This is a genomic window from Bacillus sp. JJ1566 (assembly GCF_036962685.1).
Taxonomy (GTDB): Bacteria; Bacillota; Bacilli; order Bacillales; family Bacillaceae_L; genus Ferdinandcohnia.
In genome coordinates this window covers 18,281-28,162 of record NZ_JBALOP010000079.1, presented here as the reverse complement: position 1 = coordinate 28,162, position 9,882 = coordinate 18,281, and the positions used below count along the sequence as shown (strand labels likewise).

The following is a 9,882-nucleotide window of genomic DNA, read 5'->3' as shown; positions in this document are numbered from 1 at the left end:
ATTAGATTCATGTATGCACTTCCAATTTAAACTTTTATATTTAAACTATTCTACGGGTACATACAAATACCTTTTTAAACAACAATTTTTCCCAATAAAAAAAGCGTGAATATTTTAGATTTACGCTTAGAAATAATACAATTTTCAATCAAAAAAGGTTTTCTTTGATATTAAAGTTAACATAAGGAAAGTTCTAGGAAGGTACTTACATAGTAATAATATTGCCTTTAACTGAAAGACCATCAGCTAACTCACTTGTTTTTCTAGTTCGGGTTCGTCAAATGTATTTGTAAAACAAATTCTTATCTTTTTATAAACTATAAACTTAATAATCAGACCATTTGAAACCGGTATTTCAAGCATAGAGTCAATTTTTATTCTTTGCTGCTTCCTTAAAATTTTTTCATCCGCATATAGAAACGTTCCAATGTCTTCCTTAAAAAATAGCAATGCATTAATCAATGCAAGTAGTACATTTTCAGTATTTCTTGCAAGTTTTATGTAATGCAACACTAAAGGAAAAGGCTCTTTTTAACATATCTTTATTGTTTTAGCACAAAATCTCCCACCTATTTTTGTGATTTAGTACAAAGTACCCGACCACTCTATTAAGTATAATTGAGTAAGGAATATTCCGAATAATAATTATCTTCATAATAATCGTTTAATTAGGGGGTATGAAAATTGTTTGATTTAGAAATTTTGAATGCAACGATTGTAACAGGAAACCAAACGTATCAAGGGTGTATATCAGTTAAGGATGGCAAAATCGCTTCTATAAGTGAATTTCCACTTGGTGGTGCAAAGCGTTCCATTGATGCAAACGGACTATACCTGCTTCCAGGAATGGTAGATCAGCATGTGCACTTTATGGATCCTGGTGAGACTGATCGAGAGGATTTTATAAGTGGTTCTGCTGCTGCTGCTATAGGCGGAGTTACTACCGTAATTGAGCACACGCATGCATTTCCGGTTCGCAGTGTAAAAACCTACCAAGAAAAAATTGACCACCTTTCTACACGCTCACTTGTTGATTTTGGACTAACTGCTCACGTCTTCCCTGATGATATTGGGAAGCTTAAAGAGCTATGGGAAAGTGGCGCAACAATGTTTAAATTGTTCACTTGTACAACACATGGTATTCCAACATTAACAAATGATGAGTTATATCAGGTGTTTACTGAGGTTGCTTCTTTTGATGGTAGGTGTTTAGTGCATTGTGAGGATGATTCTATTACAGCTGGAAATGAGATGAGACTTAAGGATCAACATCGTTGTGATAATGGAATTATTAGTGATTGGCGTTCTGAAACTGCTGAGGAAATTGCAGTGTCAAATGTTGCACTAATGGCACGCCTAACTGGTGTGAATGCCACCATTGCACATATTAGTCATCCCCTTGTGGTTGATTTAATTAAACGTGAACAAGCAGAAGGTGCTAAATTATACGGTGAAATTTGCCCGCAATATCTCTTTTTAGATGATGATAAAGTAAAAGAAATGGGGCCATTTGCAAAATTTACGCCTCCTGCTAGAAATGCGAGTGGCAGAGAAAGGCTTTTAGAAATGATAAACGATGGAAGTATCCAGTTGTTATCGACTGACCATGCCCCATCTACAGCAGAACAAAAGTTGACTGGCTCAATTTGGGAATGTAATTTTGGTCTTCCAGGCGTTGAAACGACATTGCCTATGATGCTAAATCTCGTAAATCAAAACAAAATTACACTAGAACGAGTGGTACAGTTATATTCTGAAATGCCTGCAAAGGTACTTGGACTGTATCCACGTAAAGGATGCATGGTAGTTGGAGCAGATGCTGACTTTGTATTGGTAAATATGTCTCAAAAGTGGACAATTAAAAATAAAGAAATCGTTTCAAAAGCTGGATGGTCCCCATTTGATGGAACTGAATGTACTGGGAAGCCTGTTATGACAATTGTTCGTGGTAATATTGTCATGGATAATGGAAAAATCGTTGCAGATCCAGGTTTAGGTCAACCAGTATCAAGAGTTTACTCTTCTTTTCAAAAACAATTGAAAGCGTAATCAAATATTAGAAATTTTTAAAGGGGTGTCATATGATGAACAAGGATAGAGTAGCATTATGGATGTTTGTTTTGTTGTTGCTTTCATATGTTGTTAACGCAATGGATCGCCAGCTTTTTTCCGTACTAGCTACAGATGTTCGAACCTCCTTAGATTTGACAGTTGCAGAGGTAGGCTTAGCAGCAACAATTTTTACGCTCGGAATGGGAGTTGCCGGTATCCCTACAGGATATTTGCTTGGAAGAATGTCGAGGAAGAATGTCGCTTCTTTGGGATTAATAATCTTCTCAGTTGCAACTTTTTTAACAGCATATGTACAAGGTATGCCAGACCTACTTTTCTATCGCTTTATTACAGGTTTGGGTGAAGCAATGCAGTTAACCGCACTATTAGCTATTGGTACAACTTACTTTTATAAGCACCGTGGAGTTGCTGCAAGCTCACTCAACTTTACCTTTGGCGTTGGTGCAATTATTGGGCCTAACCTTGGAGCTGCCATTTTGAGTACTACTGATTGGTATATGCCTTTTAAAGTATTTGGTTTATTAGGGATTGTTATCCTTGTTCCAATTCTCTTATTTGTAAAACCTTGGTTTTCTGAGCTTAAGGTTGATGATAAGGATAAAGAAACAGCTGAACCGATAGATGAAAGCGATCTAGCTGACAGTATTTGGTCAAAAAAACCTATTCTCCTAGCTCTTGCAACAGTATTTGCTGGCCTGGCAATTTATAGTTATTTAGGACTTTATCCAACTTATTTAAGAGAAGAGTTAGGATTTACTCCGCAACAGGCTGGATTAGCTGTAAGTTTTTATGGTTTTGGTGCACTACTTTCACTAATAGGCGGTTGGTTTGGGGATCGTTTCAACTATCGTATAGTTCTTTTCATCTCACTTATTATTTCGGCTATTACCGGTGGATTGCTATTCGCAGGTTTAGGTAGTTCACTTGCATTGCACATTGTATTTTCATTTGTTTTTGGTGGGGCAATTAGTGGAATGGTTTATGCGAACCTATCAGCAGGAATTATTAAATCGGTTAAAAGATTTAATGCTTCCAAGGCTTCAGGACTTTTCGTAACAAGCTTATATGTCCCAGCAGCGTTTACTGGTTATTTATTAGGTCAATTAAAAGTGATACTAGGATGGACTAATGCTGCTCTAATCATGATTTCATTATGTGCGGTTATCGCTGCAATCCTGTCAATTCTTTCCCGTTCCAATCGAGGAACTACTGTAGGTACTAACTCCGCTCCGATTGGAAAATAAATGTTGGAGGTTAATTATTTGAGAGAAAAAATTATACTATTTTCATTAGGTGGAACCATCGCTTCAACAAGTTTGAGTGGCTCTGGTATTGGAGTTAAGCCACGACTAACTGCCAGTAATCTGGTGGAAAGCATTCCGCAATTAAAAGAAGTTTGTGATATTTCAACCGAAACATTTAGGCAGCTTCCATCCGTTGATCTTACCATTTGGGATCTAATTGAACTATCTTCTAAGATCAAGTTAAGAATTGCGGAAGGTTACAAGGGAGTTGTGATCACACAGGGGACCGATAATATAGAAGAAACATCATTTATATTAGACTGTCTTCTAGATGTTGAAGCCCCTATCGTTATTACAGGTGCCATGCGGAATGCTGAACTTCCAAGTGCAGATGGTCCAGGGAATGTTTTAGCTGCAGTTCAGACAGCGGTTAGTGACACAAGCCGAGGTATGGGTACAATGGTCGTGTTTAACGATGAAATTCATGCAGCCCAATTTGTGAAAAAGACTCATACCTCTAGTACGGCAACATTTCGTTCATCTTTAGTTGGACCGATTGGCTGGATTTCTGAAGGAAAACCAGCTATCGTCTTAAAGCCACGCAAGCATTGGAAAATCACTCTCCCTAAAGATACAACAACTTGCCCAGTAGCTTTAATCAAGCTTGGTTTCGGAGACGATGATACACTCCTGGAGCTTGTGGAAACTGCCAATTATAAAGGGGTTGTAATTGAGTCAATGGGTGGTGGTCATGTTCCATCTTCCATGGTTGAAACACTTGAAAGAATTGCTAAAAGTAAACCCGTGGTTTTGACATCAAGGACTGGATCTGGCGAAATACTCCGCCATACTTATAATTTTAAAGGGTCAGAAAGTGATTTACTTGGAAGAGGTCTTATTAGAGCAGGTATGCTTGATGGTTTAAAAGCTAGATTGCTTCTTATACTTCTTCTCATGCAAGGGGCAAATAATGAAGAAATTCGTGCTGCTTTTAATGTAGAGTAAAATTTAGGGTAGATTTCTCTTCGTGGGAATCTACCTTTCTTTACTTTTATTGATATAATATAAGAAAATCCCCTAGGAGGATTCTTATCTTGATTACGGTGAATGATGTATTGAAAACAAAAGGTTTTCAGCACTCTAAGATTCTAGCTGGAATCAATGGCCTATCTCGAGTTGTAAATACAATCACAGTAGCAGAAGTCCCAGATTCAGCTAATTGGTTGCGCGGGGGAGAATTAGTTTGTACAACTGCATTCTTTATTAGCAAAGGAATCAAATATCAAACCGAATGGGTCGAGAGTCTTATTTTAAATGGCGCGACTGCTCTTGGAATTAAGACTACCAGATTCCTAGGTAGTATCCATCCCTCTATCATCGAATTAGCAGAGCGATATAATTTCCCTTTGATTGAGTTACCATCGGACATTACATGGCCGGTTGCGATTGAGTCCGTTACGAATCTATTAATGGACCAACAGACAAAAATTATCCAAAAGGCTGAAGAAATCCATCGAAAACTAACCTCTCTTGTGTTGGATGATGAATCAGTGAAGGTGATCGCAAATACGATTTCAAACCTTGTGGATAACCCAATCATTGTCGAGGATGTTAGACTGAATTTACTTGTAATTGGACAAGTAAACAGCGATGACACTTTTACTGATGGTGAACAGGTTTTTAATACACGCTTGGCTGAATCCTTCAGAGGAAAAATCCTACAGTCTGAATATTATAAAAGGGTTTTACATGGAAAAAGCAAAGAAAAATATCATATCTCTCCTATATCAATTCAAAAACAAAAATTTACACATATCATGATGCCTATATTTTCAAATAAGGTTTTATATGGTTTCATATCTTTAATTGATGTTAATCGTCCACATACTTCTATTGATTTAATTGCCTTAGAACATGGTACAACCGCATTAGCTTTACAATTTATGAAAGACGTTTTACATCAAAAGGCTTTCAGCACAAAAACGTTAGCACTTATTGAAGATTTAATCCAAGGAATACATAATACTGAAAACATTAAGGTCCAAAATCTTTATAATATTGATTGGTCAAAACCAATGATTGCAATCATCGTAGAAACACTTGGGGAGCAAATAACCGAAAAAGACTTTCTAAGTCACTCAGAGGACCTTTTTATAAGTATTTTTAAAAAGCATATCGAAAAACACTTTGAAAATGTGATTATAGGTTGTGATACTTCACAGGTTAAAATTCTAATACCCTTCTCTCCTAGATTACTAAATAAGGTTACCAGTCTTTTAAAAAATACCCTTGAGGTTGCAGTAGAAGAACTTGAACAACATTTCGGAACTGATAATATTCGGGTTGGAATCGGCAGTGCATACAAAAAGCTCAGCCTTCTCGGAAAGAGTTATAAAGAAGCAACAACTGCCCTATCCGTTTCCAAATCATTTCCTAAGGTACAGTCTATTATCTTGTTTGAGAATTTGAAAATCCATCGAATTATTAAAATGATACCTAACACTGAGGAATTACAATTATTTTGTAATGACTTTTTGGCAGAATTAAAGGAATTTGATCAAATGAATGGTAACGTTATGCTCGAAACCTTGCACACCTATCTAAATTGTAATTGTAACTTTAAGCAAACAGCAAACATCCTGTTTGTGCATCCTAATACTGTTTTATATCGAATAAAGAAAATACAAAACAAGTTAAATATTGATTTAGATAATGCTGAGGATCGGCTGACCTATTTGTTTGCGCTTGAGGCGGATTCGATGTTGTAGTAAAAGTGCTTGATCTCCAATGAACTTAAAAGGTTAATACACTGTAATCAAGCACTTAACTTTTTATTTACCTTCAAAACTTAACAATGATACGAACTTGAAGTGCTTTTAGTAGAGAACATATCTATTTAATATAGTTCCATATTACATAATGTTGATTATGTGAATTTATAAACAAAAAACACTGCAGCTTAACTGCAGCGATTCAACTTTCTATTTCAATGGTAAGTCCAATACTTCAGACTACCATCGTTATTAATCTCATATTTAATGTCTTCTCTTTAAAATAAATCAATAATTAACTCAGATTGTCGTGAATTTAAGGTTTGTAAATCCCTTACTTTATTGTTGTATTCCCCACCTAATTCGTTCCTCTCTTTTACTTTGTAGTTTAAAATAAAATAACTTAAAAGTTCGTGAGATAAATCTATATGCTTTATAGTATTCGATGAAAGTTCACTTAATAAAGGGGAATCACTCTTCACAAAACTCTTCATTTGAATCAGTTTTGTTTGTCTGTATTGTAATTCATTTAAATTGGTTATTTGGCATGTGCAATTTTAGTATCTGATGATGTTATTAATCTTTTTATTGAAAAATGTTGACAATCTATTAGCTGGTTTAGTTGAGGTTCCCGAAAAATAAATCGGGAACCTCTTGTTTTATCTTTAACTACTAACCATTAATTTTCACGGTCACGGCCCATTTCATAGAAGGATTTCTCTATCTTATTATCCTCAGCCTTGACTTCCTTACCTTTTAATTTTCCGATGCCTTTGCCTTTCTTCATAACTTCAGAGCCAACAGAATTATAAATGCTATTGGCGATAAGTCGATAGCTGTATTGAGTATGCCCTCTAAAGGCAAGATCATTTGCGAATAATGTGATCGTTGAGTCTTCAAAGTTTTTCGTAAGGGCGAGGGTTTGCCCCTGCGCTCTTTCGTGCCTTGGCCACCATCCGGATACATAGAAATCATCAGCATCGCTAAAGGTTGCCAATACTTCCACATCTTCCGGTATGGAGGTAATCCATGTGCCCTGCGTTGAATAGAGCAGTTCATCTTTCTTATAGCCAGAAGTCAGGCTATGGTCATTAACGACCGCTTTAAACAGTCCCTCATGTCCGCCAGCTGTTCGGGTTACACCGAATCCAGGGAGAGCTCCACTGTTTCTGACAGCGTTTAAAGCCGAATAGCCAATCCCAACATAAGTTTTCCCTTTTATGTTATTAGGGTTAAAGCTTGAACTATCACTAATGATAACGTCTGCTTCTAATTGAGGCACCAAGTTAAAACCAAGTTCTCTTATTGAAAAATTCAATTGGTTAGAACCAGTTACCGCAACCTTTGGCAGGCGCAATTGTTCCGTTTTAATATGATTAGTTGTCCCTTCAGCTTTTGCTTCGAAATAATAATTTTTCCCATAAGTCTGAAGGTCTTTCGTGTTAACAATAAAGTCGCCTCGATTGATCCCTGCCTTTGTTTCGGTCGCGGTTTCTACTACTGCTCCTTGTTTCAGCAATTCATTTACAAGTTTAATAGTGTCGTTATTGCTATTGGCCAACACTTGCTTTGGTGTATTGCCAACGATTTGACCTGTAGGCAAGTTTACATTATCAACCTTTGACGTATTATTTGCAAACGCATCAGGAATACGAATAGGATGAACATCAAAGCCGCGCAAATCCGGAAAATTGGTAACAATCGGATCATACATGGCCGCCCAGTCTGAGGAATTTTCTCCTTTGCTGAGCATGGCATTCGCCACACCGCGTTTCGCTTGCTTCATCGGAACAACGAATGTTCCTTTCGTATACATTGCCCCATTTACCTTCATATTTTTTGTGGTTTGCTCCACCTTTACCCCATTGCGGAGTAGATATTGGACCATCTTATAGGCTTCATGCTTATTTTTTTGTTCTTTCCCATCGGCCGGAATCACATAGTAGTCCGGGAAATAGCTGGCGTGTTCTCCTCTTACACGGCCGATTGATTCACCCTTGGCATTTATGAAATATGGATCCACTGCGCGATTATCCTCACCCTTGATGCCGCGGGCAAAGATTTCCAGCTGATTTTTAAATAATTCATCTTTGTTTTCAAAAACAAAATTGGCAGCACCGAGTCCCGCTCCCTCCATGGCACGATAGCCGTTCTGACTTAGCTCAGGAACTTCAATTGTATGCCCCAATGAACCGTGAAGCATTGCATACATCGGAGTATAAGCTGGTGTCGCATCATCCCAGCCATCAGCCCATGTTTCCGCGGGAATAAAATAAGAAGTCAGTTTTGAATTGCCAATCCCTGCTTGTCCCATCGCATTGGCTTGGTCAATCATAGTATGGTAGAGCAGGTCATATTCATAGTTGGGGTTGTGCGGCGGCGTTGTTGGCTCGATTAAAAACCCGTTAACGTACCCATGCTGATCAATGAAAGAAAGCGGCGACCACTTGGCGATTACCTGCGTAATCTGCTGTGTTTCTACCTGAGTTTGATAATGGTTGTCCCGGTTCAAGTCAAAGCCATTGGCGTTTGCCCTTGTATTTGCCTCCCTACCATCAGGATTGTTAGTAAACATATAAAGGAAGATGACATCATCTAATACCTTGTCAACATCCATTGTGACGGTTTTTTCATTGGCTCCCTTGCCAGTTGTAAATGTGACCTTATCATCAAGAGCAAATTTCTTGAGTAATTCTTTAGATACATCGACACCTTCTACTTCATCCGGATGGATATTGTTCATCCAAATCGGAACCTGGTAATCGCCTATCGTCCCGTTTTGTAATTTCTCGAGTAAACTTTCCGGATTTTCTAAAGCCGTTGGCAGTGTGTTGTTTAAATACTTATCGACCGCATTTTTATCTTTTGCTAATATCACGAAATGGAGATCTCGCCCCTGCACAGACTTGCCAAGGCTTTGATATTCGAGGTAGCGATGATTGTTTGGGTCAGCATTTGCTTTGGAAATAATTTGATCGATAGCTGGCTTTAACTGATCGTAAAATAGGAATTGGTCGTAAACATTCCATGTGACAGTTGTTGCTGCCTTTGTCTTATTTTCCGGATTCACTAATGCCAATTCATAGTCGCCAATAAACGGTTGATAACGGGTTCGAATTGAGGTTAGATTTTCTCGGTTAAACAGTAATCCAAACTCTAACGTTGCCTTGACTGTTGTTGTTCCATCGACAAAATGCGGCGCTTCTTTAACAGTAATAACGGGAGCACCATTATAATTGTTACCGCTTGTCCACTTTTTCCAATCAGAAATGCTTTTTCCGCCAAATTGCAATTGTAATTTCGATAGATCAACAATCTCGCCAAAATCAGCTTGAACGTCGACAGTTCGAACCTCAGTCATGGAAAATAGATTTCTGCTTGTTTCCAAATTTACTAATTTGTAGTCTTCCGATGCTTCAAAGGCCGAGACTGGAAACGCAGTTTGGGAAAAAATGGACAGCATCATGAGCAATGCGATCAAACCTGAAAAATGCTTTTTCATTGAATCATCCTTTCTATGTATTTTTTAATAGATTACTAGATTAATGTAACAGAATATTCGGAAAGTTATTGCCGGATTATAGGGAAAACATCAAGTATCTCTCGACAAATTGTGAGTGCCGGTGGAAAGGGTATGGGGAACGTGTGAACCATATTGTTTAAAACTTTATCAATAGGACATAATATAAGGAGTTATGTTTAATAAACATAACGCCCAAGACACACCTTATAATGTCCTTTCCCGATCCAATAATTATAGGAAGCTAACGATAAGTCTAACCTTGTCGAAATCT

Annotated in this window: 6 protein-coding genes; 4 read left to right on the top strand and 2 right to left on the bottom strand. The window is 37.6% G+C overall.

What is annotated here, in order from left to right:
• Positions 1-246 precede the first annotated feature (246 nt).
• Entirely contained in the window at positions 247-513 is a 267-nt protein-coding gene (locus V7112_RS23290; RefSeq protein ID WP_335424279.1) for a hypothetical protein, read from the bottom strand.
• Between the two features lie 171 nt (positions 514-684).
• Here V7112_RS23290 and V7112_RS23285 point away from each other — a divergent pair, with 171 nt between their 5' ends.
• From V7112_RS23285 to V7112_RS23270, 4 genes are all read left to right on the top strand, one after another.
• Entirely contained in the window at positions 685-2,049 is a 1,365-nt protein-coding gene (locus tag V7112_RS23285) for a dihydroorotase (RefSeq protein ID WP_335424278.1), read from the top strand.
• 35 nt (positions 2,050-2,084) lie between these two features.
• Positions 2,085-3,317, top strand: coding sequence for an MFS transporter (locus V7112_RS23280; protein WP_335424276.1), 1,233 nt, complete (start codon positions 2,085-2,087; stop codon positions 3,315-3,317).
• 18 nt (positions 3,318-3,335) lie between these two features.
• A complete protein-coding gene (locus V7112_RS23275) occupies positions 3,336-4,322 on the top strand; it encodes an asparaginase (protein WP_335424274.1) in 987 nt (328 codons plus the stop codon).
• A 98-nt stretch (positions 4,323-4,420) separates the two neighbouring features.
• Positions 4,421-6,085, top strand: a complete 1,665-nt coding sequence (locus V7112_RS23270) for a PucR family transcriptional regulator (RefSeq protein WP_335424283.1) — start codon at positions 4,421-4,423, stop codon at positions 6,083-6,085.
• 682 nt (positions 6,086-6,767) lie between these two features.
• Here V7112_RS23270 and V7112_RS23265 read toward each other — a convergent pair.
• The gene (locus tag V7112_RS23265; protein WP_335424271.1) at positions 6,768-9,449 is read right to left on the bottom strand and encodes a M14 family metallopeptidase; all 2,682 of its coding nucleotides are present in this window, start codon (positions 9,447-9,449) and stop codon (positions 6,768-6,770) included.
• Positions 9,450-9,882: the final 433 nt, after the last annotated feature.